The 25807-nt window shown below is 32.3% G+C and carries 18 protein-coding genes; 16 read left to right on the top strand and 2 right to left on the bottom strand.

Going from position 1 to position 25807, the window contains the following annotated elements; all coding sequences use genetic code 11:
• The first annotated feature begins 3 nt into the window (after positions 1 to 3).
• The 7 genes from kduI (at position 4) to DIS07_RS02670 (ending at position 6555) form a co-directional block, all read left to right on the top strand.
• Positions 4 to 846, top strand: a complete 843-nt coding sequence (gene kduI / locus DIS07_RS02700; RefSeq protein WP_109403673.1) for a 5-dehydro-4-deoxy-D-glucuronate isomerase — start codon at positions 4 to 6, stop codon at positions 844 to 846.
• A gap of 6 nt (positions 847 to 852) precedes the next feature.
• On the top strand, positions 853 to 1647 hold the full coding sequence (locus DIS07_RS02695) for a gluconate 5-dehydrogenase (protein WP_109403672.1): 795 nt from the start codon (positions 853 to 855) through the stop codon (positions 1645 to 1647).
• 66 nt (positions 1648 to 1713) lie between these two features.
• The gene (locus tag DIS07_RS02690) at positions 1714 to 2877 is read left to right on the top strand and encodes a DUF4861 family protein (RefSeq protein WP_109403671.1); all 1164 of its coding nucleotides are present in this window, start codon (positions 1714 to 1716) and stop codon (positions 2875 to 2877) included.
• Positions 2878 to 2891: 14 nt separating this feature from the next.
• Positions 2892 to 3878 (top strand): TRAP transporter substrate-binding protein, encoded by a 987-nt coding sequence (locus tag DIS07_RS02685; protein WP_109403670.1) that lies wholly within the window; start codon positions 2892 to 2894, stop codon positions 3876 to 3878.
• Positions 3878 to 4348 carry a TRAP transporter small permease gene (locus tag DIS07_RS02680; protein ID WP_109403669.1) on the top strand — a complete coding sequence of 157 codons (471 nt, stop codon included), beginning with the start codon at positions 3878 to 3880 and terminating at the stop codon, positions 4346 to 4348. Before DIS07_RS02685 ends, DIS07_RS02680 begins: the two co-directional genes overlap by 1 nt.
• Positions 4349 to 4350: 2 nt before the next feature.
• Entirely contained in the window at positions 4351 to 5649 is a 1299-nt protein-coding gene (locus tag DIS07_RS02675) for a TRAP transporter large permease (protein WP_109403668.1), read from the top strand.
• Positions 5650 to 5712: 63 nt separating this feature from the next.
• Positions 5713 to 6555, top strand: coding sequence for a DMT family transporter (locus DIS07_RS02670; RefSeq protein WP_262503119.1), 843 nt, complete (start codon positions 5713 to 5715; stop codon positions 6553 to 6555).
• A gap of 12 nt (positions 6556 to 6567) precedes the next feature.
• Here the strand turns inward: DIS07_RS02670 and DIS07_RS02665 are convergent, their stop codons facing one another.
• A complete protein-coding gene (locus DIS07_RS02665) occupies positions 6568 to 7533 on the bottom strand; it encodes a Gfo/Idh/MocA family protein (RefSeq protein ID WP_109403667.1) in 966 nt (321 codons plus the stop codon).
• A 6-nt stretch (positions 7534 to 7539) separates the two neighbouring features.
• Complete coding sequence (gene uxaC, locus DIS07_RS02660) at positions 7540 to 8943, bottom strand: glucuronate isomerase (protein ID WP_109403666.1); 1404 nt, start codon at positions 8941 to 8943, stop codon at positions 7540 to 7542.
• A gap of 261 nt (positions 8944 to 9204) precedes the next feature.
• Here uxaC and DIS07_RS02655 point away from each other — a divergent pair, with 261 nt between their 5' ends.
• The 9 genes from DIS07_RS02655 to DIS07_RS02615 all read left to right on the top strand — a co-directional run bounded on the left by DIS07_RS02655 (position 9205) and on the right by DIS07_RS02615 (position 25741).
• Positions 9205 to 12327 (top strand): SusC/RagA family TonB-linked outer membrane protein, encoded by a 3123-nt coding sequence (locus DIS07_RS02655; protein ID WP_109403665.1) that lies wholly within the window; start codon positions 9205 to 9207, stop codon positions 12325 to 12327.
• 12 nt (positions 12328 to 12339) lie between these two features.
• Positions 12340 to 14214, top strand: a complete 1875-nt coding sequence (locus tag DIS07_RS02650; RefSeq protein WP_109403664.1) for a RagB/SusD family nutrient uptake outer membrane protein — start codon at positions 12340 to 12342, stop codon at positions 14212 to 14214.
• Between the two features lie 109 nt (positions 14215 to 14323).
• The gene (locus tag DIS07_RS02645) at positions 14324 to 17305 is read left to right on the top strand and encodes a SusC/RagA family TonB-linked outer membrane protein (RefSeq protein ID WP_181374517.1); all 2982 of its coding nucleotides are present in this window, start codon (positions 14324 to 14326) and stop codon (positions 17303 to 17305) included.
• A gap of 25 nt (positions 17306 to 17330) precedes the next feature.
• Positions 17331 to 19049, top strand: coding sequence for a RagB/SusD family nutrient uptake outer membrane protein (locus DIS07_RS02640; RefSeq protein WP_109403662.1), 1719 nt, complete (start codon positions 17331 to 17333; stop codon positions 19047 to 19049).
• A gap of 39 nt (positions 19050 to 19088) precedes the next feature.
• Positions 19089 to 20252 (top strand): BT_3987 domain-containing protein, encoded by a 1164-nt coding sequence (locus DIS07_RS02635; protein WP_109403661.1) that lies wholly within the window; start codon positions 19089 to 19091, stop codon positions 20250 to 20252.
• Positions 20253 to 20389: 137 nt separating this feature from the next.
• Complete coding sequence (locus DIS07_RS02630) at positions 20390 to 21778, top strand: 3-keto-disaccharide hydrolase (RefSeq protein ID WP_109403660.1); 1389 nt, start codon at positions 20390 to 20392, stop codon at positions 21776 to 21778.
• Entirely contained in the window at positions 21778 to 23121 is a 1344-nt protein-coding gene (locus DIS07_RS02625) for a Gfo/Idh/MocA family protein (RefSeq protein WP_109403659.1), read from the top strand. The genes DIS07_RS02630 and DIS07_RS02625 overlap by 1 nt, the downstream gene beginning before the upstream one ends.
• A gap of 3 nt (positions 23122 to 23124) precedes the next feature.
• Positions 23125 to 24318, top strand: coding sequence for a Gfo/Idh/MocA family protein (locus tag DIS07_RS02620; RefSeq protein WP_109403658.1), 1194 nt, complete (start codon positions 23125 to 23127; stop codon positions 24316 to 24318).
• 4 nt (positions 24319 to 24322) lie between these two features.
• Positions 24323 to 25741, top strand: a complete 1419-nt coding sequence (locus DIS07_RS02615; protein ID WP_109403657.1) for a sialate O-acetylesterase — start codon at positions 24323 to 24325, stop codon at positions 25739 to 25741.
• The last annotated feature ends 66 nt before the right edge of the window (positions 25742 to 25807 follow it).

Here is a 25807-nt window from a genome sequence, read left to right as displayed (position 1 = left end):
ATAATGGCAACAACTTTTGAAACAAGATATGCTTCAAGTCCGAAAGCAGTAAAAAAATACGACACACAAGAATTAAGAGATGAATTTTTAGTTACTGATTTAATGCAACCAGGAAATATCAAATGGGTATATACACATTATGATAGATATATGGCTGGAGGTGCAGTACCAACAACAGGTTCTTTAACATTAGAAACCATTGATCCTTTAAAATCAGACTTTTTCTTAGAAAGAAGAGAAGTAGGAGTTATTAACGCAGGAGGAACGGGAACTATAATTGCTGATGGTGAAGAGTTTAAAATGTTGCATAAAGACGCATTATATCTTGGTAAAGGTGTAAAAGAAGTTGTTTTTAAAAGTGATGATGCAAACAATCCTGCAAAATTTTATATGAATTCTGCACCAGCGCATACTTCTTATCCAACAAAACAAGTAACAAAAGCAGAAGCGAATAAAATTGAATTAGGTAGTTTAGAAACTGCAAACCATAGAACTGTTAATCAAATGATTATTGGCGGAATCGTAACTACTTGTCAATTACAAATGGGAATGACAGAATTAAAAACAGGTTCTGTTTGGAATACAATGCCTGCTCACGTTCACGATAGAAGAATGGAAATCTATTATTATATGGACATTATGGACGAACAAGCTGTTTGTCATTTTATGGGAGAGCCTCAAGAAACTCGTCATATTTGGATGCAAAATCACGAGGCTGTAATTTCTCCACCTTGGTCTATTCACTCGGGTTCAGGTACTTCTAACTATACTTTTATTTGGGGTATGGCTGGAGAAAATTTAGACTATGGAGATATGGATGTTGCAAAAATTACAGATTTAAGATAATAAACGATGTCACAAACTTTATTTGATATTACAGGAAAAGTAGCTTTAGTAACAGGTTCTACGCACGGTTTAGGAATGTCTATGGCTATGGGTCTAGGAAAAGCGGGTGCTACAATTGTTGTGAATGGAAATTCATCGCAAGAAAAAATAGATAACGCAGTGGCTTTGTACAAAGAAGCAGGTATTAATGCTGTAGGTTACAAATTTAACGTAACTGATGAAGCTCAAGTAATTGAAGCTATCAACAAAATTGAAAATGAAGTTGGGAACATCGATATTTTAGTAAATAACGCAGGAATCATTAAAAGAACACCACTTGCAGAAATGGAAGTGGAAGATTTTAAACAAGTCATTGATGTTGATTTGGTAAGTCCGTTTATTGTTTCTAAACACGTTATTAAAGGAATGATGGAGCGTGGAGCTGGTAAAATCATCAATATTTGTTCTATGATGAGCGAATTAGGTAGAAATACTGTAGGTGCTTACGCAGCCGCGAAAGGTGGTTTGGTAATGCTTACTAAAAATATGGCTACAGAATGGGCTCGTTTTGGAATTCAAGTAAATGGAATAGGACCTGGTTATTTTGCAACTTCGCAAACCGCTCCAATTCGTGTTGATGGACATCCATTTAACGATTTTATCGTAAACAGAACTCCAGCTAAAAAATGGGGAGATCCAGATGATTTAGCAGGAGCAGCAGTGTTCTTATCATCAAAAGCTAGTGATTTCGTTAACGGACATATTTTATATGTTGATGGAGGAATTTTAGCAACTATTGGTAAGCCTTCTAACGAAGAATAAGTATAATTTATTTATATCCTGCAAGGTTTCAAAAACCTTGTAGGCATATATTAAAAAGCATTTCTAATGAAAAAAATAGTTTTCTTTTTGTTAACAGCCTCTCTTTTCATCAATTGTGATAAAAAAGCAGAAATCGTTTCAACAGTTACCGTAAAAAATAACTTGTCTGTGGATAGGAAATTTGAAACAGTTGAGGTTGATATTTCTAACGTAGCTGCTGAAAAAGTAGCAGATTTGGTGATTTTAGATGCTGATAATTTAATTGTAACTTCTCAAATAGTAGATACTGATTTAGATGGTAAAAATGATGTTATTTTATTTCAACCAACCATAAAAGCAAACGATACGAAAACCTATACTATAGCAATTTCTGATGAAAAGAAAGACTCTGTAACTGCATATTGCTATTCGCGTTTTGTTCCGGAAAGAACAGATGATTATACTTGGGAAAACAATAGAGTTGCTTTTAGAACTTTTGGACCAGTAGCTCAAAAAATGGTAGAAGATGGTGTAAAAGGAGGAACGTTATCTAGCGGAATTGACGCTTGGTTAAAACGTGTAGAATATCCTATTATTAACACTTGGTACAAAAGAAATGATGTTAAAAAAGGAGCATATCATAAAGATCACGGTGAAGGTTTAGATAATTTTCACGTAGGTGTAAGTCGTGGAATTGGAGGTACTGCTGTAAAAGTAGATACATCTTACTACTTTTCTAAAAACTTCACATCATATAAAACTATCACCACTGGACCATTGAGAACAAGTTTTGTGCTCACCTATGCAACTTGGGATGCTAATGGAAAACACATTGATGAAACCAAACACATTTCTTTAGATTATGGTCAAAATTTAACTCGTTTTGAAATTGATGTAAAAGGAACAGAAACTATTTCTTCAGGAATTACTTTACACAAGAAAAAAGGCGTTACTAACCAAGATAACACTACCTTTTGGGTGAGTCATTGGGAAACTTTAGATGATTCTGAAGTAGGAACGGGAATTGTAACTACAAAACCATATTTTTTGGGTTCAGAGAAATATGTTACCTCAAGAAAAGACGAAAGCAATCACTTTTTACATTTAAATGTCGTAAACAATAAAGTTGTTTTTTACAGCGGTTTTGGATGGGTAAAGAGTAAACAATTTGCGAATCAGCAAGATTGGGAAAGCTATTTGACAGATTTTTCTAAAAAAATAAATAGTCCATTAATTGTGACTAAAAACTAAATCAACCTTTAAAAATGAAGAAACCTCACTTTTTTCAATATCTATTTGTACTAACCTTTTCAGTATTTGTTTTGGGTTGTCAATCAGAAGCATCCATCACAACTTTACGACTAGGTCACGCTTTAGATACACAGCATCCTGTGCATAAAGCAATGGTAATTTTAGGACAAGAAATAGAAAAGCAATCACAAGGAAAATTAAAATTAAACATTTACCCAAGTGGACAATTGGGTGGAGAAAGAGAATGTTTAGAATTGTTGCAAATTGGAAGTTTAGATATTACAAAAGTTTCTGCAGCAGTTTTAGAAAATTTTATCCCAGAATACAAAGTATTTAGTGTACCCTATATGTTTAGAGATAAAGCACATACTTTTAGTGTTTTTGATAGTGAAATTGGTGAAAGTTTATTGTTAAAAGGAGAAAAGTTTAGACTACGTGGATTAACGTTTTACGATGCCGGAAGTAGAAGTTTCTATATGAAAGACGCTCCTGTTAAATCGCCGTCAGATTTAGTAGGAAAAAAAATTAGAGTACAAAAAAGTAATATGGCTGTGGCTATGGTCAATGATTTGGGAGGTTCTCCAACACCAATTTCTTGGGGAGAATTATACACTGCCTTACAACAAGGAGTTGTAGATGGAGCAGAAAATAATCCACCAAGTTTTTTCACTTCAAAACATTACGAAGTTTGTAAGTTTTATTCTTTAGATGAGCATACGGCTGTTCCAGATGTTTTGTTAATTGGAACTGATACTTGGAAAAGATTGACAGACCAACAAAAAGGATGGGTAAAAAAGGCTGTAAGAGTAAGTACAATAGCTCAACGAAAATTGTGGGCAGCTTCAGAAAAAGAATCAATTGCAGCTGTTAAAGAAGCTGGTGTACAGGTAGTTTACCCGGATAAAAAACCTTTTGAAGAGCAAACCAAAGGAATTTTAAAAATGTTTGATGGAAACGAAGAAATGAAAAATTTAATTACATCTATAAAAAAGCAACAATAATGAGAGCAAAAATAGATAGTGTTTTAGAAAAATTAGTGCTTTTAATATTAGTGATTATGCTAGTAAGTGTAGTATGGCAAGTATTTTCGAGATTTGTATTACGTGCACCAAGTACTATTACTGATGAAATATCAAGCTTCTCATTAATTTGGGTTGGTTTGTTAGGCGCCGCTTATGCTGCAGGTAAAAACTTACATTTAGCTATTGATTTAATTCCGGAAAAAGTGGTTCAAAAAAGACAAAATTTATTCAACGGAATTGTGTTTGTATCTATTGCAGTTTTTGCATTAACAGTAATGATAATTGGTGGATTTAGATTAGTTCAATTAAGTTTTCAGTTTGGACAAACATCCGCAACCTTAGAAATTCCTTTAGGATTTATTTATATGGTAGTACCTATTTCAGGAATTTTAATTTGCTATTATAGCATAGACACACTTTTAAATCTAAGAAAATTAAATAAAGCATAGTTATGAATTTAGTAGAAGTCCTTATTTTAGTTGTTAGCTTTTTAGTTTTCTTGTCGTTAAGAGTTCCTATTGCATTTGCTATTGGTTTAGCAGCTTTGTTTACTTTATTGAGTGCAATGCCTTTTTTACCTAGTGTAACCACTTTAGCACAAAGAATGGCAACATCATTAGATAGTTTTACCTTATCTGCTATCCCGTTTTTTATTTTAGCAGGACAGATTATGAACAGAGGAGGAATTGCAGTCCGACTCATAAATTTTGCCAAAGCCATAGTTGGGCCTCTTCCAGGTGGATTAGCTTTCGTAAATATCATTTCATGTATGTTATTTGGGGCGATTTCTGGTTCTGCAGTAGCAGCAGCATCAGCAATTGGAGGTTTTATGAACCCGATGATGGAAAAAGATGGGTATGATAAATCATTTAGTGCAGCAGTAAATATTACTAGTGCTACAACAGGGTTAATTATTCCTCCAAGTAATGTGTTAATTGTATATTCTTTGGCAAGTGGTGGTGTTTCTATTGCAGCGTTATTTATTGCAGGTTATGTTCCTGGTATATTAATTGGTTTGGCTTTAATGATTGTGGCTTTAGTGTATTCAATCATCAAAAAATATCCAACAGATAAAATGGTTGGGTTTAAAGAGTTTTTTAAAAGATTCATAGACGCTTTTCCAAGTTTAATGTTACTTGTAGTTGTAATTGGTGGTATTGTAGCCGGAATTTTTACAGCCACAGAAGCATCAGCAATTGCTGTAATTTATACCTTAGTTTTAGGGTTTGTATATAAAGAAATTACGGTAAAAGATATTTCTCCAATTTTATTGGAAACAATTAAAACATCCGCAATTGTATTATTGTTGGTTTCTACCTCTATTGCAATGTCTTGGGTAATGAGTTATGAGAATATTCCACAAGAAATTAGCAATACGTTATTAGCAATTAGTGATAACCCAATTGTAATTTTAATTATCATCAACTTGATTTTATTATTCGTTGGTGTTTTTATGGATATGACTCCTGCAGTTTTAATCTTTACACCAATATTTTTACCAATTGTAACAGAATTAGGAATGGATCCAATTCACTTTGGAATCATAATGATAATGAACTTATGTATTGGTTTATGTACGCCGCCAGTTGGTTCTGTACTCTTTGTTGGGTGTAGTGTTGCCGATTTAAAAATACAACAGGTTATAAGGCCATTATTACCTTTATTTTTAGTGATGATTGGTGTGTTATTATTAATAACCTATTTCCCAGATTTAACATTGTGGTTGCCTAGAGTTTTTGATTTAGTATAAAATTAATTTACTTTTTTTAAAGGTGTAATAAGACATGTATTGCATTATATTTGCGTCAACTAAATGACACAAAACAAAGCCATTATCTACATGATTTTTAGTGCAATAGCATTTGCACTAATGGGTTCTGTTGTAAAATATTTGAGTACGTTTAATGTCTACCAAGTTGTTTTTTTTAGATCAGTAGGAACCCTATTATTTACGATTCCGTTGGTTCTCAAGGCAAGAGTTGCATTTTTTGGAACAAATAAGAAATGGTTAATTATTAGAGGGGTTACAGGAGTAATTTCATTAACTTGTTTTTTTCAATCATTAAATTATTTAAGTATTGGTACTGCAGTTTCTTTAAGGTATACAGCACCAATATTTGCAGCTGTTTTTGCACTTTTCTTTCTAAAAGAAAAAATAAAACCCATTCAGTGGTTGTTGTTTTTTATAGCTTTTTTAGGGGTGTTAATTATTAAAGGTTTTGGAACTGATGTAGAATTTTTAGGTTTATTTTTTGTGATTCTTTCAGCTATTTTTTTAGGGGTCATTTTTGTAGTTATTCGTAAAATAGGGAACACAGAACACCCTTTAGTAATTATCAACTATTTTATGCTTATGGCATTTACTTTCGGAGGGTTAATGTCTATAAAATATTGGGAACAACCTTCTTTGATAGAGTGGGTTTTGTTTATAAGTACTGGTGTTTTTGGCTATTTTGGACAGTTGTATATGACCAAAGCTTTTCAAGCAGAAGAAACCAATTTAGTAGCACCTATAAAATATTTAGAAGTAGTTATTACCATTATTATAGGAACATTTTGGTTTGGTGATATTTATAATGGTTGGACGTTATTGGGGATATTACTCATCCTTTCTGGATTGATTTATAACATCTATATCAAAAGAAAATCAACCTAAAATTACTTGATTTTAGGTTGTAAAAGTATCTAATATTTTCATTACTTCAACTCCATCTTTTATAGTACAAGGATTCTCTCTATCACCTAAAAAATAGTTCACTGTTTGTTCTATTAATGGTTGTTGTACATGAGCAGGATTTTGAAATGAAAATACGTTATTTTTATCAGAAATATTTAACAATACTTCTTCGCCATAAAAAGAAAAGGTAATCGTACCGTTTTCTCCATATATTTTACATTCATCTTTAACATCCTTTTCTGCAGCAATAAAATTCCAAATCCCTCTGAATTGAATTCCGTTTTCGAATTCAATAATTCCATTTACAATGTCTGCAACTTTGTTATTGAGAATTGATGTTGAAAACCCTTCGGCGGTTTTAATACTACCAAAATAATGAAGCATCAAATCTATTTGATGCGGAGCAATATCATGAAAATATCCACCTCCTGAAGTTTCTGGGTTCAATCTCCAATTATCATCTGTTTTTGCAATAACATTGTTTGTAGTAGATTGCAAAATGGTTATATCTGCAAAATATACCTTCCCAATACTATTTGCATCTAACAATGCTTTCACTTTCTGAAAGGCAGGCAAATTTCTTCTATAGTGAGCAACAACAATTTTATGATTTTCCTTTACAAAGGTTTCAAGTGTTTTTGCTTCATCAGCGTTCATTGTCATTGGTTTTTCTAAATAAACAAACTTACCAGCGGCCAAACATTGTTTGGCAATTTCTAAATGTGTTGATGGTGGAGTAGCAATATAAAGTGCATTTATTCCTTTATGATTGATAATGTCATTAACAGAATCATAAAAAAAAGGAACTTTGTGTCTTTTAGCAAAATCTTTGGCTTTTGTTCCATTTCTTCTCATAACAGCAATTAATTCTGAATTGGCAACTTTTTGAAAAGCAGGACCACTTTTTACCTCTGCAACATCACCGCACCCAATAATTCCCCATTTAATAGTGTTCATGATTTTTTATTGAAAGTTAAAGTAGTTTTTAGCGTTTTTATAACAAATGTCACTTACTATTTTTCCTAGAAATGCTTCGTCAGCAGGCAATTCACCATTTTTAACATCAGTTCCAATTATATTACACAAAATTCGTCTAAAATATTCATGCCTTGGAAAAGATAAAAAGCTTCTGGAATCAGTTAACATCCCAATGAAACAGCTTAATAAACCTAAATTAGATAATGCATTTATTTGCTTTTCCATTCCGTCTTTCTGGTCTAAAAACCACCAAGCAGCACCATATTGCATTTTTCCTTTTATAGTACCATCATTAAAATTTCCAACCATTGTTGCAAAAACCTCGCTATGAGAGGGGTTTAAATTATATACAATGGTTTTTGCTAATTGATTAGTGCTGTCTAGTTTATTTAAGACACCACTTAAAGCTTTCGCTTGAGAAAAATCACCAATCGAATCAAAACCAGTATCAGGCCCTAATTCATCTAATAATCTTTTATTGTTATTTCTTATTGCACCTAAGTGGAACTGTTGTGTCCAGCCAATTTTATGATACATTTTGCATAACTCAATAACGGTTTTAAATTTAAAGAAATCAACTTCTTCAGTTGTTAAAGATTCAATGTTTTTTACTTTATTGAATAGTGTATGTATATCATAAATATCATTTTCAAAGAATGATAGTTTCTCAAAACCATGGTCAGAAAGTCTTCCACCATTTTCATTAAAGAAATTGATTCTATTTTCTAAAGCATTTAATAAATCATCATAATTATGAATAGTGACATTAGAAACATTTTCAAGTTTTGTTAAATACTTATTGTAGGTAATCGCGTTTTCAACTGCGAAAGATTGATCAGGTCTAAAAGTAGGGAAAGTTTTTACTTTTGAAGTGTCTTCTTGAATAGCAATATGATGCTCTAAGGAATCAGCAGGGTCATCGGTAGTACAAATACTTTCTACATTCTGCATTTTTAGTAATCCATTAGCAGAATGAGATTTTTGTTGTAAAATTTTTGAAGTCTTCTCATAAATTTCTTCTGCATTCTCAGGAGTTAAAATTTCATCTATATCAAAATATGCTTTTAGTTCTAAGGCTGTCCAATGAAACAGGGGGTTTTTAATGGTATAAGGTACGACTTCTGCCCATTTTAAAAACTTTTCTTTATCTGTTGCATTTCCAGTAATGTATTTTTCATCAATACCAAAAGCACGCATTGCCCGCCATTTGTAATGGTCTCCATAGAGCCAAACTTGTGTAATGTTCTTGAATTGAGTATCTTGAGCTACCTGTTGTGGTGAAAGATGGTTATGGTAATCAATTATTGGTAATTTCTTTGCATAATTATGGTATAATTTAACTGCGTAGTCATTTTGAAGTAAAAAATCTTTAGTTAGAAATGAGTTCATTTTGTATCGTTATTTACAGTATATTAGACAATATAAAATTTTGATACAAATATAACATCTCTATCCATATTTATAAGTCTTAAGCCTTTTATTAATATTTAATATAAATAGGTTAAAATAATATAGATTTCAGTATAGTACAGGATACATAAAAACTAGTTTGTATATAATATTGTATATTAATGTAAGTTGAAGAAACCTTTTGTTTTACTTACTTAAAAAAATTAAATCAATCAATTTATTTTAAAAATTAATTTAAACATGAAACAAACCTTAAAAAAACGAAATCCTTTATACGGGCTAAAGCTGATGCTTTTTCTCTTGTTTATGGGTTTTACAACTTTTAATTTAGAGGCGCAAGAAAAGGTTACTGGTGTTGTAAAAGATGTTGGAGGTATTACTTTGCCTGGTGTAAGTGTAGTGCAAAAGGGGACAACTAGAGGAACATCTACAGATTTTGATGGAAATTATTCTATTAATCTAACTGTAGGTCAAAAAACTTTGGTGTTTTCTTATCTTGGCTTTAAAACAATAGAAATTCCAGTTAACGGTAAAAAAATTATCAATGTAACTTTAAAAGAAGAAGTTGCAAGCTTAGATGAAATCGTTATTGTTGGTTATGGTACTCAAAAGAAAGAAAGTGTTGTAGGAGCCATTACACAAATTAAAGGTGTGGAGTTAATGGATAGAGCTGCGGGTATTACAAACGTTGAAGAAGCATTACAAGGTAATTTACCGGGTGTTACTTCAATACAAGGTAGTGGTACTCCAGGAGAGTCTAATATGAGAATTTTTATTCGTGGATTAAGTTCTTGGAATGGTGAAGGAGGCCCGCTTATACTTGTAGATGGTGTTAAGAGGTCGATGACTGATATCGATATGAATGATATTGAAAACCTGTCTGTTCTTAAAGATGCATCTGCTACCGCAGTATTTGGTGTAGAGGGAGCTAATGGTGTAATATTAATTACTACTAAGAGAGGTCAAACAGGGAAAGCGCAGTTGTCGTTAAATGTGAATACAACCATTAAAATGGTTTCACAATTACCAGAAAAATTAAATTCTTATGATGCCTTAAGACAAATGAATAGCTCTATACTTAGAGAATTAGCTGTTTCACCTGTTTCTTGGGGTGCTTATACTCCTGATAATATTCTAGATAAATATCGTAACCCTTCAAGTTTAGAAGAAAGTTATATTTACCCTAATGTAAATTGGGAGGATGAGTTGTTGAAAGATTTTGCTCAAGATTATAGGATTAATTTATCTGTACGAGGAGGTAATAAAACTGCGAAGTATTTTGGTAGTTTAGCTTATCAAACTGTAAATGATATTTTCGATGGAGGTAGATATGATAATGGTAGAGGATATTTAGGAGAATACAATTATCAAAGATTTAACTATAGAAGTAATATTGATTTTAATATTACAAAAACTACAGAGTTGTCTGTAAATCTTTCAGGTTTCTTAGGGATTAGAGAGAATCCAGGTAGTTTAGCTACTGTAACTAATGGAATCTATCAAATTGCTCCAAGTATGTATACACCTGTATATCCAGATGGATTTTATGGGTTAAATGTAAATCAAGCTTTTGTTTTTTCTAATCCTATAGTAAGTTTATCTGCTAGAGGTTTTAGTACTTTTACAAACTTCCAAGTGAATACAGATTTTATTCTAAAGCAAAAATTAGATTTTATAGCAAAAGGGTTGTCTTTTAAAGGTCGTTTTTCTTTAGATAATAACATGAGAAGTGTAAAACGTTTAAATGATGGTGGGGTTCAATATAGAATTTACAATGGTGATGTAGAGGAGTTTGAAATACCGCTTGTTGATCATGACTTTGCTTATGTACAAGCGCCCTGGACTGCAGGAGCTTCTAGTGTAGAGTCTGGTCAAAGAGAAAGAAGATTAGTGTATGACTTCTCTTTAAATTATAATCAAACATTTGCTGATAAACATAATTTCACAGCGTTATTCTTAATGAGAAGACAACAAGCTGCTAAAGGTAGTGTTTTTCCAAGATTCCGTGAAGACTGGGTAGGAAGGGTTACTTATAATTACGACTCAAGATACTTTTTAGATGTAAACGGAGCATACAATGGTTCTGAAAAATTTGGTCCAGGATTTCGTTTTGACCTCTTTCCTTCTGTAGCTTTAGGGTGGACTCCTTCTAATGAAGCTTTTTTAGAGGATGCAGAATGGTTAACCAAGCTTAAAATAAGAGGTTCTTATGGTGTGGTTGGAGATGATAATTTTTCTGGTAGATGGAAGTATGTAAGTCAATGGGCTTCTGGAGGTTCTGCATTTTTAGTGCCAAGTTCATACCAGGGTAATGGTGGAAGATCACCATATGTTTGGTATAGAGAGGCAAGTGTTGGAAATCCAAATCTTCAATGGGAAACAGCTACAAAATACAATATTGGTACTGAATTCTCTATATTTAATGGTTTGTTAACTGGTGAAATAGACTACTTTGCAGAAGACCGTGATAATATTGTGGTTGTAGGAAGTCAACGTAGTGTGCCAGATTGGTTTGGTCAGGCGCCACCAGATTTTAATGCAGGTAAAGTAGAAGTAAGAGGTTTTGAAGTAGTTCTTGGAGCAAATCATACATTTGAAAACGGCGTAAACGTTTATGGAAACTTTAACTTTACACAAGCAAAAGATTTAGTTATAGCAAGAGAAGATCCAGTATTTAGACCAGAACATCAAAAGTTAGCAGGTTTTCCAATTGGGCAATCTAGAACAGCTATACCAGGAGATATCATGACTAACTGGGATGATGTATATATGTCAACACCAAAAATTGCAAATCAAAACCTTACTCGTGTAGGATATTATGATGTTGTTGATTTTGATGGAGATGGTATTTATAATTCTAATTTTGATAATGCTCCATTTGGTTATGCTTCTCGTCCTCAAAGAAACTGGAGTGCTACAATAGGAGCACGTTACAAAGGTTGGAATGTATCAGCTCAGTTGTATGGAACACAAAATGCGAGTAGACAATTTTCTAATCAAACATTTACTCAGCAAACACCTTTAATTTTTACGCAAGATTTAAATTATTGGACAGTTGATACTCCAAATAATACAGATACTCAACCAAGATACCAAGCAGATGGAGCTACAAACCCTAGAGATAACTGGTTAGATGCTTCATTAACAAGACTTAAAGCGGTTTCAGTGTCTTACGATATACCTAAAAAGATTTGTGAAAAAATTGGGATTAAAAAACTTAGGCTTTTTGCTAATGGTAATAACTTATTCTTATGGTCAAACTTACCAGATGACAGAGAATTTAATACTTCAGGAGATGCGACGTCTAAAGGGGATTATCCAACCTTAAAAAGGTTTAACATTGGTTTTAATATGAATTTTTAAAAAGAAGATGTAATGAAAAACTATAAAATTAAATTATTAATTATTTTAGGACTCGTATTGTCATTTTCATGCGAAGACTATTTAGATCAGGCTCCTGAGTCTAACTTAGATCAAGAAGAGGTTTTTTCAACCTTCAAGAATGCGCAAGGTTTCGTTGAAGAAATGTATACTTTGGTTGTAGATTATGGAACATCGGCACACACCTTCCAGGATTATATCTATGGAGATGACGCTTATGGTAATAGAACATGGAAAGCAAGTTATTTAATTGATTTCGGAAATTTAAACGCTGCTGCAAGACATAGATACAGTTATTTATGGAACTGGCAAGGAGCTAACTACGGAACTAGTAATGCAAATATCAATAATACTAATGCTAGTAGAAGACCTGGTTTATGGGATGCTAGTTTAAGAGGTATTCGTAAAGCTAATATTGTAATTTCTAGTATTGATTTAATGGTTAATGCAACTCAAGCTGAAAAAGATGTTATTCTTGGTCAAGCTTATTTTTTCAGAGCATTTTTCCATAATGAAATTATGAAATTTTATGGGCGATTTCCTTATATAAATGAAGTTTTGGTTGGTGAATTTGATTTGCCACGTCCAGAAACCTACAAAGAATCTGCTTTGGCTGCTAATGAAGATTATAAGAAAGCAATTGAATTATTACCTAGAAACTGGGACGAAATGCCTTATGGGCAATTAACATTGGGTGAGAACATAGGAAGACTTACTAAAGGAGCAGCTTATGCTTTTCAAGGTAAAAACTTACTTTTTGCAGCAAGTCCTTTAATGTTTGGTAACAATGGTCCAATGAATACTTATTCATATGATACCGAACTTTGTGATATGGCTGTTGAAGCTTTTTCAGGAATACTTAAATTAGGTGATCAAGGATATTATGCTTTAGCTTCATGGCAGAATTATGATGAGGTATTTTGGAAAACACCAACGCCTAATTCATGGCCAGGTAGTACAGAATATGTCTTTGGCGCAACCGGAGGTAATACAGCTCAAGCACAAAGATTTATGACTGCGGGTGTAGATAGAGATTTTCACGGTAGAAGCGGTTCTGAAATAGTGAGTCCTACTCATAACTTTATTAAATACAATTTCGGAATGGCTAATGGTCTTTCTATAGAAGATGATTTAAGTGGTAAATATGGTCCTACAACTTATGACCCTTCTAAACCATTTGACAACCGTGATCCACGTTTTTATAAATGGCATATCATAGATGGAGATGTTGTAGCTCCAAAAACAAATGGTAAGCATAGAGTAGCACAACTTTGGTATGAAAACTCTGGTAAATTTGGTGAGCACCGTAGTAGAGGTAACGATAACCAACCTTCTACAACAGGATATATGCATACTAAATTTTACCCTAAAGTTGATGGTGAGTATCATAGCAAGTGGAATAATATTATTGCTCAATATATAGGAATGCGTTTGCACATGAGACTTACTGATGTATATTTAATGTATGCAGAAGCATTACATGCTTCTAAGGGTGCAACTACAGCACCAGCTTCTTATAATTTAACTGCTGAAGCAGCTATAAATTTGTTTAAAAACAGAGCTGGAGTTCCTAATGTTCATCCTAATATCGTTGCAGACAATAACAAGTTTATGGACGAACTTAGAAGAGAAAGAAGTGTTGAGTTAAGTTACGAAGCACATAGATGGGTAGATATTCGTCGTTGGGGTGTAGCACATTTAGATAGATATAAAAGAAAATTAGCCTTAGATTTTCCACAAGATAAATCTAGTTTCACAGAAAGACTTCTTATAGAAAGAATTTGTGATTACCCACAACACTATTGGTTGCCATTTGAGGCTAAACAAACGCAAATTTACGAGGGCTTCCCTCAAAATCCAGGATGGTAATCTTGTGCAATTCGTTTTAATTAATATAAAGGAAAAAATGAAGATAAATAAAATATATAGGGTGTTTACTCTAGCCTGCTTAATGTTTTTTTGCTTTTGTAATGTTACAATGGCTCAAAAAAAAGGTTTAAATATAAAAGCAACTGTGGTTGATAAACAAGGTAAACCTGTAAGTGGAGCTAGTGTTTATGCACCTAACGGAGATAAAACATCTTCGAATGCAAATGGACAATTTGAAATTAAATTACTTGATGATGACTCTATTACCATTGAAAAGAAGGGTTATGAGTCTAAAATAGTAAATGTTTTAGATTTATCAGGAAATATTACTTTGATAAAATCACCTTTTCTTGCTTCTAGAGAAGATGAAATAAAGATGGGGGTTTCTAATAGAAATCGTCGTGACATGGTTGGTTCGGCTTCAACAATTAATACAAGAGATCGTTCAACTTATGACAATACACAATTTGTTAGAAATTATATTAGCGGATTGATGTTAGGGGTAAGAGGTTCTGAAAATATTAGAGGAATTGGTAATGCTATTTTTGTTATTGATGGTGTAATTGGTCGTGATCCTAATATCCTAAACATGGAAGAGGTTGATCAGATAACCGTTCTTAAAGATGCAAATGCTGTTGCATTATATGGTAGTCAAGCAAGAAATGGAGTTATTGTAATTAATACTAAACGTGGAAAAGTAAATAGAAAAGAAGTTAATGTAAATGTGCGTTCTTCTTTTAGTACTCCTATAGCTTTGCCTAATTATTTAAGTTCAGCTCAATATATGGAGCTTTTTAATGAAGCTACCATTAATGATACGGCAGCCGGAGTAACTCCTATATTGCCTTTTTCGTCTGAAATGATAAGCAATACTAGAAATGGTGTAAACCCTATCAAATATCCTAATGTTGATTATTATTCTAATCAATTTGTAGAACCTTTTATAACTTCAACAAATGTAATTACTGAATTTTCTGGAGGTAATGAAAAGAACCAATATTATGTAAATGTTGGTTGGAACCGTTCAGGTTCATGGGTTGATATTAACGAAGATATTAATGCAGGAACAGACCGTTTTAATATTAGAGGTAATATAGATTTTAAAATTAATGATTGGATTACAAGTAGTTTAGATGGTATTGCAATCATTAGAACAACTAGAGCTTCTAGAGCTAATTTGTTAAGTGCAGCTACTACGATAAGACCAAATGCATATGCACCATTTATCCCTGCAAATTTGATTAACACAAGTGATCCAGTTTTAGCAGGACAATTGCAGTCTGCACGTCAATTTAACGGGATGCTTTTAGGTACAACTCAGGAGTTCGGTACAAATGCACCTGTGGCATTGGCTATTGCTGGTGGATATAGAAATACAGTTGAACGTGCTACACAGTTTAACAATAGCATTAATTTTAATTTAGATAAAATTGCAAAAGGTTTATCAGCTAAAACATATTTGAGTTTCGACTTTTATGATTCTTATAATTTAACCATTAATAATCAGTTTAAAGCATATCAACCAGATTGGACGGGGAATAGCATAACAAGTCTTGGTGTTTTTGGTGAGGATATTAAAGACTTATCTGAAAATGTGAGCACAAATGGATTTACATCTCGTTTCGGTTTTTATGGGTTGGTAAATTATCAAAAAACTATTGGTGAAAATCATTCTTTAAATACCACTTTATTAGCATTTTATAATTCGGAGAATAGAAATAATGTTATTCAAAGAGATATAGATTCGCATTTAGGATTTCAAGTATCTTATGATTACAAGAAAAAACTATACGTAGACTTTAGTGGTGCTTATGCAAATTCTATTAAATTGGCAGAAGGTAACAGAGGAGGTTTATCACCAACAGTTGGTTTAGCTTATGTTTTAAGTGAAGAGCCATTCTTAAAAGATAATGATTTTGTGAACTACCTAAAAATAAAAGCATCTGGAGGTATTATCAAATCTGATATTGGTATTAATGGATATTATTTGTATGATGAAAATTATACTAATGGAAACAATTTTACTTGGGCAGATGGACAAAGAAATAACATAAGACAAAATATCACACAAGGTGCTAATCCTAATTTAGGGTTTGAAGAACGAATAGATTTAAATGTAGGTTTCGAAACTTATTTAATGAACTCACTTTGGATTGAAGCTAATTATTTTAGATCAGAATTAGATAAACAAATAACGTTTTTAGTAGATCAATATCCTTCATTTTATAACGCTTTTAGACCATATGATAATTTTAATAAAAATTTATACACTGGTTTCGAATTAGGTCTTAATTATAATAAAACTTATGGAGATGTATCAGTGAGTTTAGGTGCAAACGTACTATATAGTCAAACCGAAAGAGTTAGAAGATCTGAAGTATTTACTGAAGATTATTTACAAACACAAGGAAGAGAGATTTCTACAATTTTTGGTTTAGTTGATCAAGGATTTTATCAAGAAGCGGATTTTGATGTTGATGCAACTGGAAACTACACTTTAAAAGCTGGTGCACCTGTACCTAATTTTGGAAAAGTACAACCTGGAGATTTAAAATATAAAGATCAAAATGGGGATAACATCATAGATAATGACGATAGAATTGCTATTGGTCAATCTAGTAGTCCTTGGTCTTACGGAGTAAACTTAAATATAAAGTATAAATCATTTAATTTATTTGTACTTGGAACTGGACAAACTGGAGCTTTTGGTAATAAGTTAAACAGTAGTTTTAACAACTATTATGCTGTAAATGGAAATGTAAAGTATTCTGAGGTTGTTAAAGGAAGATGGACTCCTGCAACAGCAAATACAGCAACCTTCCCTAGATTGTCTACTAATGCAAATCAAAATAACTTTAGGGCTTCTACATTTTGGATTTATGACAATAGTTTCTTTAATATTAACCGTGCTCAGTTAACCTATGAGTTTGATGATGTTTTTATTAAGAAATTAGGTGTTGAAGATTTCAGTATGAATATTTCTGGTACAAATTTATTCGAGATTTCTAAAAATAGAGATGTTCGTCAATTAAGAATTGGTTCTAATCCTTTATCTAGAGCTTTTACTCTAGGTTTGAGAGTGTCATTTTAATTCAATTATAAATTAGATAAATAAAATGAAAAATTTAATAAAAAATATATTAATTGTGCTGGTTTTTGCTGGTATGATTGGCTGTGATACCTTTGAGCCAATTGATGAAAACAGGTTAGAATTTGATGATATTAGCGTCTTTCCTGAAAGAGCTGAAGGAATATTGTTAAATGGATATACAGGTTTAGTAAGCCAATATTCATTTTCGGAAGCGGCAACGGATGATGCAGTAAATAATAAGTTAAGTAATGGGTACAAGAGAATGGCTCTTGGTGAGTTAAATGCACAATTTAATCCTGCTGCCCGTTGGAATAGTTATGAGAGAGTGTTTTGGATGAACCGATTTTTGCAAATTATAAATGCAGGTGAAATAGTTTGGTCAAGACAAGATGATATCAATAAATTATTTTATGATCGTTTAAAAGGTGAGGCATTAGGTTTAAGAGCATTACACCATTTTTATGTACTTCAAGCACATGCAGGGAAAAATGCTTCTGGAGAATTGTTAGGTATACCTTACTTTACAGAGTTTATAGAAGCCGATGGTAATTTTAATGTACCTCGTTTATCATTCGAAGCTACTATTCAAGCTATTATAAAAGACTTAGATGAAGCTATCGCATTGTTACCAACCGATTATACCAACAGTGCAGCTGATATTGACGCCAAATATGCTGGGATAGATATAGACTCTTATAGAAAAGTTAATGGAGCACAGAATAGTTTACGTTTATCAGGTAGAATAGCAAAAGCTTTAAAAGCACGTGTGGCACTTTTTGCAGCAAGCCCATCTTTTTTAAATGATCAAGGTTATTATAACACAGCAGCAAATGTTGCAGCTGATGTCTTAAATACTATTGGTGGTGTTGCAGGTTTATCTCCAAACGGTCTTGAGTTTTATACATCAGATAGTAATGTGCAAGGTGATGAGATGTTATGGCGTGGTACTATAGGAGGTAATAGTGTAACTTATGAAAGAAGAATGTTTCCACCGTCTGTAAACGGTACAGGAGAGATTAATCCAACACACAATTTTGTGATGGCATTTCCTATGAGTGATGGTACTCCAGCCACTCAAGCTAATGGTTTTGATCCACAAGCACCATATGCAAATAGAGATCCTAGACTTGAGAAATATGTAGTTCTTAACGGAGCTTCTTTTGGTGGAGGTACTATTAATACTGGTCTCGGTGGAGGAATTGACAGATTAGATTCTATTCCTGAATTTTCTACAACTACTGGATATTACCTTAAAAAATTATTACAACCAGAGGTTAGAATCAATAGCGATGGTACAACATCAGGAAAAAGACATGCTAATGTGTATTTTAGATATACAGAATTGTTTTTAATCTTAGCTGAAGCAGCTAATGAAATTGGTGGTCCAGACAGTCAAGTTAATGGGATTTCTGCTCGCGATGTTATTGCAGCAATTAGAAATAGAGCAGGTATAACACAACCAGATAACTATTTAGCATCTATTACAACTAAAGATGCAATGAGAGAATTGATTAGAAACGAAAGAAGAATAGAATTAAGTTTTGAAGGACACAGATTCTGGGATCTTAGACGTTGGGGCAAGTCATTAAATGAAACAGCTAAAGGTTACTTTTTCGATGGAAATAAATATATAGAATTACCATCTGTTGAAATTAGAAACTATCAACCTTTTGCTACTTATATGCCAATTCCAAATGCTGAGACGATAAAGTTTTCTGAACTGGAGCAAAATAACGGATGGTAAGATAATTTTGTATTTAAAACAAATTAAAAAACATTAAAAATGAAAATAAAATTAGTAATAATATTCGCTTTTGCCCTAGCTTTTATGGCTTGCGAAAATCAAGAAAATTCATTTGACGACTTTGGCTCGACTTCAGTGTATTTTCCTTTTCAAACTCCTATAAGAACCTTAATTCAAGGAAAGTATGATTTAGGATTTAACGACAACGATAACAAAGGGAGATTTGAAATAGGACTTATTATGTCTGGAGTTTATGAAAATAAAACAGATAGAAAGGTAAGTTTTGAGGTTGCTCCTCAAATGATAGATGCAGTAGCATTAGGATTAGATACTGTTAATGTGAAGGTTTTACCATCTTCTTATTATACTATAGAACAAGCAAGTCCAGTTACAATACCAGCTGGTTCTACTAAAGGACGTATTCCAATACAACTTAATGATGCTTTTTTTGATGATCCTTTAGCATTTGCAGGAGAAAATGAGGTGCATTATGCAATTCCTTTAAAAATTACAACTTTTGAAGGACTAGATTCATTATTAACAGGTGTTCCAGCAGTTGCTAACCCTATTAGAATTAAAGCAGAAGATTGGACAACAGCTCCAAAAGATTACACACTTTATGGGATTAAATTTATAAATAAATATTCAGGTATTCATTTACGACGTGGCGAGGATAAGGTTGTGGGATCTATTCAATCGGTTAAAACTACAGCTGCAACAGGAGCAACAGAAACAAAAACAGAAAATGTAGATGGTACTACAGTTTATCGATCAGCTAGTATTGTAGAAGATGAATTATCTGAGGTTGTAACTGCCGGAAGGAATAAAGTAACTAATACGAATATTGTTAGAAGACCAGGTCTAAATACTAATAAAACACTAACTTTAGAATTGACTTTTAATGATAACGGAGAAGCTGTATTAGCAAATGCAGATAAAAATAGTACTACTACTACTGTATCAGGAACTGCTAAGCTTTTAGAAGATGGTGCTGAATGGGGAGGAAAAAAACATAATGTAATTTATTTAGACTACCAATACAGAGAACAAGAAGTAGAAACTACTGAAGAAAGAGTATTTGGGAGGTTAATTTCAACGACTGTAACAACATTAGATTTAACACATACTGTAAAAGATACTTTAGTAATGAGAAACAGAAATGTTAAATTTGAGGAATTAGTAATTGATTTAGCAAAAAAATAATTGAAACATATTTATTTCTAAATAAACAACTTCGATTATAAATTATTTAATAAAAAAGACCTTCATTATTTATTTAATGAAGGTCTTTTTGATTTATTATTGTTAAATTTAAACCATATAAAAACACACTATTAATTATGAAATCTACAAGATTTATTTTATTTAAAACTTTATTAATTGTATTAGTATTGTCTTCCTGTAAAAAAACAGAAGAACAAATACCTTGGATTAATTTAATCGAGAGTGAAGGTTTAGAGGGCTGGAATATAAAAGGAGGAACAGCTATTTATAAGAATGATAATGGTACTATTGTTGGAACAACAGTAGCCGATTCTCCAAACACTTTTTTAACAACGAATAAAATATATAAAGATTTTATTTTAGAAATTGATTTTAAAGTTGATCCAGAAATGAATTCTGGTATTCAAATACGTAGTAATTCACTTCCGTATTATAGAGATGGAATTGTCCATGGATACCAAGTGGAGATAGATCCTTCAAAAAGAGCTTGGAGTGGAGGGATTTATGATGAGAAAAGAAGATTATGGCTAAACCCATTAAAAGAAAACCTTGAAGCACAAAATGCTTTTAAACAAAATGAATGGAATCATTATAGAGTTGAAGCTATTGCAGATACTATTAAAACTTGGATAAATGGAGTGCCAGCAGCTTATTTGATAGATGATAAAACAGCATCCGGTTTTATTGGACTTCAAGTTCATGGAATAGGAAAACACAAAGAAAAACTTGGAAAGCAAATTTTTTGGAAAAATGTTAAAATTTTAACTTCAGAACTTGCTAAACATTCTACAAAATCTCCTCTTAAACCAATCGTTACAAAAAACAACTTAACGTTTCAAGAAAGAAGAACGGGTTGGAAAATACTTTGGGATGGTAAAACAACCAAAGGTTGGAGGGGTGCTAAATTAGATAAATTTCCAGAACAAGGATGGTCCATAGAAAATGGAGAATTAATTGTAGCAGAAACAGGTGGGGCTGAATCTGCAGCAGGTGGAGATATTGTTACCACAAAAGATTATAGTAATTTTGAGCTTCAAGTAGACTTTAAACTAACTGCAGGTGCCAACAGTGGAATTAAGTATTACGTAGATACAGAAATTAACAAAGGTCCTGGGTCGTCTATAGGTTTAGAATATCAAATTTTAGATGATGCTTTACATGAAGATGCCAAAAGAGGCTCTCATGAAGGAAGCAGAACGGTGTGTTCTTTATACGATTTGATTAAAGCAGATCCAATAAAGCCTTTAAAACCGATAGGAGAATGGAATACTGCTTATATAAAATCTATAAATAACCATGTAGAGCATTGGGTTAACGATGTAAAAGTTTTAGAATATGAACGAGGTAGTAAAGCATTTTTAAAACTGGTATCTGAAAGTAAATATGCAAAATGGCCTAATTTTGGGTTATTGGAGAAAGGTCAAATTTTATTACAAGATCATGGAGATAAAGTATCTTTTAGAAATATTAAAATTAGAGTTCCAAAATCCAAAAAGAAAAAATAATGAAAACAAGTAGAAGAAGCTTTATAAAAAAAACAGCTACAGCAGCTGCAGGAATTGGTTTAGTAGGGACTGCAAATGCAATGTCTGCAAAAAGTTATAGAAATATTATTGGTGCTAATGATAGGATAAATCTCGCTATACAAGGTTTAGGTCGTCGTTATTCTGGGTTTATAGATGGTATTGCGGCTAAAGAGAATAATGTTCGCTTAAAGTATTTATGTGATGTAATGCCAAGTCAATTAGAAAAAGCTCAGATAAAAGTTGGAAAAAAAATTGATTATAAGATTAAATCAGAAAGTGATATTAGAAATATCATAAATGATAAAAAAATCGATGCTATTTTTATGGCAACTCCAGATCATTGGCATACACCAGGAGCAATTATGGCTATGCAAGCAGGAAAACATGTATATCTAGAAAAACCATGTAGCCATAATCCTTATGAAAATGAATTGGTAGTTGCTGCCCAAAAAAAATACAATAAAATTGTGCAAATGGGTAATCAACAAAGATCATCATTAGAAAGCCAAGAGATTATTACAGATATTCATAAAGGAGCTATTGGTGATGTCTACAAAGCCGTAGCTTTTTATACAAATAGAAGAGGAAAAGTGCCTGTACCCGTAAAAGCAAATCCTCCAGGAGGATTGGATTGGGATCTTTTTCAAGGACCATCACCCAGAAAAGAATACACTCATGACACGTGGAACTACAACTGGCATTGGTATGGTTGGGATTTTGGAACTGCAGAAATGGGGAATAATGCAACTCATGAATTAGATATCGCACGTTGGGCTTTAGATGTTAAGTATCCTGAATATGTAGACGTAATTGCGGGGAAAAGACAATTTAAAGATGACGGTTGGGAGATGTACGATCAAATGGAGGCAACTTTTACATTTGCAGATAACAGAGTTATTCAATGGGATGGAGATAGCAGAAACGCTTATAAAAAATATGGACGTGGAAGAGGAACTATCATTTATGGATCAAAAGGTTTGGTTATGGTGGATAGAGATGGCTATGAATTATATGATCTAAAAGGAAAACTAATTAGAGAAAAAAAATCTAGCGGTTCAGAAGGTGGACTCGCCTTAGGTGGAGGAGGTAATTTAACTACAAGACACGTAACAAACTTTTTTGACGCAATTAGAGGTAAAGCTAAATTAACATCTTCTATAGAAGTGGGCGCAGTTTCTCAAATGCTTACGCATTATGCTAATATTTCTTACAGAATTAATAAAGGATTTAATGTTGATGAAAATTCTGGTAGAATTTTTGATAGAGATGCCATGAAACTATGGTCTAGAACTTATGAACCAGGTTGGGAACCAAAATTATAAGATTTGAAAAGACGTACTTTTATAAAAAATGCAGGTATTGCTTCAGCAGGTATTTTAAGTGCTAATTCTGTTTTAGGTAATATATCTAAACTTAATTTTAGTCCTAATGATACAGTTAATATTGGTGTTATTGGAACTGGTCAAAGAGGTACAGGATTAACATCAATAATTAATAATATTGATGGAATTAGAGTAGTGGCTTCTTCAGATGTAATTCCTTTTCGATTAGAAAAAGGTATAGCCAAAGCAAACACAAAATCTAAAGGATATCAAAACTATAAAGCACTTTTAGATAACAAAGATGTGGATGCTGTAATTGTGGCCACTCCTTTTCATTTACATTCTAAAATAGCTATTGATGCTCTAGATGCAGGTAAACATGTGTATTGTGAAAAAACTCTTGCCAAAGGATATAGTGGAATTCAAGAATTAATTCATAAAGCAAAAAAATCCAATTCTATTTTTCAGACTGGGCATCAATACCATAGTTCAAGACTATATACTCATGTTGTAGATTTAATTCGACAAGGAAAAATTGGAAATATTATAGCTTTTGAATGTCAATGGAACAGGCATGGAAACTGGAGAAGAAAAGTACCAAATCCAAAACTAGAAAAAGCAATCAATTGGAGGATGTATAGAGAGTATTCAGGTGGTTTAACAGCAGAGTTATGTTCTCATCAAATAGATTTTGTAAATTGGGTGTTAGGAGAAATGCCAAAACAAGTTATGGGAGTTGGAGGTGTAGATTATTGGAAAGATGGAAGAGAAACTTATGATAATGTACATTTAACTTATTCTTATTCAAATGGAGTAAAAGCTAAATTTTCTTGTTTAACAAGTAATGCAAAAGATGGCTATCAAATAAAGGTTTTAGGAGATAAAGGAACCATTGTTATAGATACTAAAAATGCATGGTTTTATCCTGAAGGAAAGAAAAATAAAGTGATGGGAGAAGTAGATGGAGTAAGTGGAGCTACAGCTCAGTGGAATAAAGATAAAGGTTATAATATAAATATTGCCCATTTAGATCCTAGTAAGCAGGCCTTAGTAGATTTTAAACAAGCAATTATCGATAATAAAACACCTTTGTCTAACATAACTTCTGGTGCAAAGACATCGGTTTGTGTTCAAATGGCTCTAGATGCCATGTATAATAATAAAATAGTAAAAAGGAATAATAGTATAATTTATTAATTAAATGAAATGGGTAAATAAATACTTTTTAAGTATCTTATTGATTTCAGTATCGTTACAAGCTCAAACTAAGGTATCTTCAGTTTTTAGTGATCATATGGTGTTGCAACAAAAAGAAACTATTTCTATTTGGGGCAAAGATAAACCGAACACAACAGTTTATATTTCTACAAGCTGGAAGTATTTTACAAAAACAACATCAAATAAAGAAGGTGTTTGGGAAGCTAAATTAAAAACTAAAAAGGCATCTTTTAACCCCAAACAAATCACGATTCAAGGTAGTTCTAAAATTACATTGAAAAATGTATTAATTGGAGAGGTTTGGTTTTGTTCTGGGCAATCTAATATGGAAATGGCTTTACAAGGTTTACGAAAGTCTAAAGTTTTAAACGCTCAGAAATATATTAATATTGCAGATAATAAAAATATTAGGTTGTTTAATGTGCCAAGAACAGCTTCTGTTTTACCAAGTTTAGATGTAGATGCAAAATGGCAAGAATCTTCAGTAAAATCTGCAAAAAGTTTTAGTGCAGTTGGATATATTTTTGCAGTAGAATTATACGAGAAATTAAAAGTGCCCATAGGTATTATTGAGGCATCTTGGGGTGGTACAAGAATAGAAAGTTGGATTCCAAAAAAAGATTTAATAAAATATAATGGAATACGTTTTTTTGATGAGCTACCAAAAGAACAGAAAAAACAGAAGAAACCATCATTTTTATACAATGGTATGATTCATCCTTTTAAAGATTTTACGGTAAAAGGGTTGCTTTGGTATCAAGGAGAATCAAATAGAACCCAACCAAATGCTTATAAAAAATATATGGAAGACTTAATTACATCTTGGAGAATGCAATGGAAAAATAAAAAACTTCCATTTTATTTTGTGCAAATAGCACCCTATGACTATGCAAAACATAAACGAGGTACTTCTCTTAGGCCTAATTTAATTAGAGAAACTCAACTAGAAATAAGTCAAGAAGTAAAAAATACAGGTCTTGTTGTAACTACAGATGCAGGAGATTGTAATGATATTCATCCTTCAAAAAAAGAGGTTATTGCAAAACGTTTTTCAAATTGGGCTTTATCAAAACAATATAACTTTAAAAATAGATTTTTTAAAAGTATCGAATTAAAATCGTTTAAAATTAAAAATAACCAAATCAAACTTAAATTCAAGCATTATAACAAAGACCAATTTATAAGTTCAAATAAAATAAAAGGTTTTGTTATTGCTGGCTCAGATAAGGTTTTTTATCCTGCAGATGTTATTATTGATAAAAAAGGGAAACACATTTTTTTGTCAAATAAAAATGTAAAAAAGCCAGTTGCGGTGAGATATGGTTTCGAAGCCTGTTTCGAAAGTAATTTAAAAACAAAGTCTGGATTACCTATTTCTGTTTTTAGAACAGATCGATGGTAATCAAAACTAATGCATAAATACCTTACGGGTTCAGGATAGGACAGGATACAATTTGATACACTAAGC

The organism is Polaribacter aquimarinus (genome assembly GCF_003129485.1).
GTDB lineage: Bacteria > Bacteroidota > Bacteroidia > Flavobacteriales > Flavobacteriaceae > Polaribacter > Polaribacter aquimarinus.
Note: the sequence above shows the minus strand (reverse complement) of the source record. Positions and strands in the feature narration are given on the sequence as shown.

Excerpts from the sequence above, each read along its gene's own strand:
- kduI (WP_109403673.1), top strand. The coding sequence starts at position 4 with ATGGCAACAACTTTTGAAACAAGATATGCTTCAAGTCCGAAAGCAGTA.
- DIS07_RS02695 (WP_109403672.1), top strand. The coding sequence starts at position 853 with ATGTCACAAACTTTATTTGATATTACAGGAAAAGTAGCTTTAGTAACA.
- DIS07_RS02690 (WP_109403671.1), top strand. The coding sequence starts at position 1,714 with ATGAAAAAAATAGTTTTCTTTTTGTTAACAGCCTCTCTTTTCATCAAT.
- DIS07_RS02685 (WP_109403670.1), top strand. The coding sequence starts at position 2,892 with ATGAAGAAACCTCACTTTTTTCAATATCTATTTGTACTAACCTTTTCA.
- DIS07_RS02680 (WP_109403669.1), top strand. The coding sequence starts at position 3,878 with ATGAGAGCAAAAATAGATAGTGTTTTAGAAAAATTAGTGCTTTTAATA.
- DIS07_RS02675 (WP_109403668.1), top strand. The coding sequence starts at position 4,351 with ATGAATTTAGTAGAAGTCCTTATTTTAGTTGTTAGCTTTTTAGTTTTC.
- DIS07_RS02670 (WP_262503119.1), top strand. The coding sequence starts at position 5,713 with ATGACACAAAACAAAGCCATTATCTACATGATTTTTAGTGCAATAGCA.
- DIS07_RS02665 (WP_109403667.1), bottom strand. The coding sequence starts at position 7,533 with ATGAACACTATTAAATGGGGAATTATTGGGTGCGGTGATGTTGCAGAG.
- uxaC (WP_109403666.1), bottom strand. The coding sequence starts at position 8,943 with ATGAACTCATTTCTAACTAAAGATTTTTTACTTCAAAATGACTACGCA.
- DIS07_RS02655 (WP_109403665.1), top strand. The coding sequence starts at position 9,205 with ATGAAACAAACCTTAAAAAAACGAAATCCTTTATACGGGCTAAAGCTG.
- DIS07_RS02650 (WP_109403664.1), top strand. The coding sequence starts at position 12,340 with ATGAAAAACTATAAAATTAAATTATTAATTATTTTAGGACTCGTATTG.
- DIS07_RS02645 (WP_181374517.1), top strand. The coding sequence starts at position 14,324 with ATGGCTCAAAAAAAAGGTTTAAATATAAAAGCAACTGTGGTTGATAAA.
- DIS07_RS02640 (WP_109403662.1), top strand. The coding sequence starts at position 17,331 with ATGAAAAATTTAATAAAAAATATATTAATTGTGCTGGTTTTTGCTGGT.
- DIS07_RS02635 (WP_109403661.1), top strand. The coding sequence starts at position 19,089 with ATGAAAATAAAATTAGTAATAATATTCGCTTTTGCCCTAGCTTTTATG.
- DIS07_RS02630 (WP_109403660.1), top strand. The coding sequence starts at position 20,390 with ATGAAATCTACAAGATTTATTTTATTTAAAACTTTATTAATTGTATTA.
- DIS07_RS02625 (WP_109403659.1), top strand. The coding sequence starts at position 21,778 with ATGAAAACAAGTAGAAGAAGCTTTATAAAAAAAACAGCTACAGCAGCT.
- DIS07_RS02615 (WP_109403657.1), top strand. The coding sequence starts at position 24,323 with ATGAAATGGGTAAATAAATACTTTTTAAGTATCTTATTGATTTCAGTA.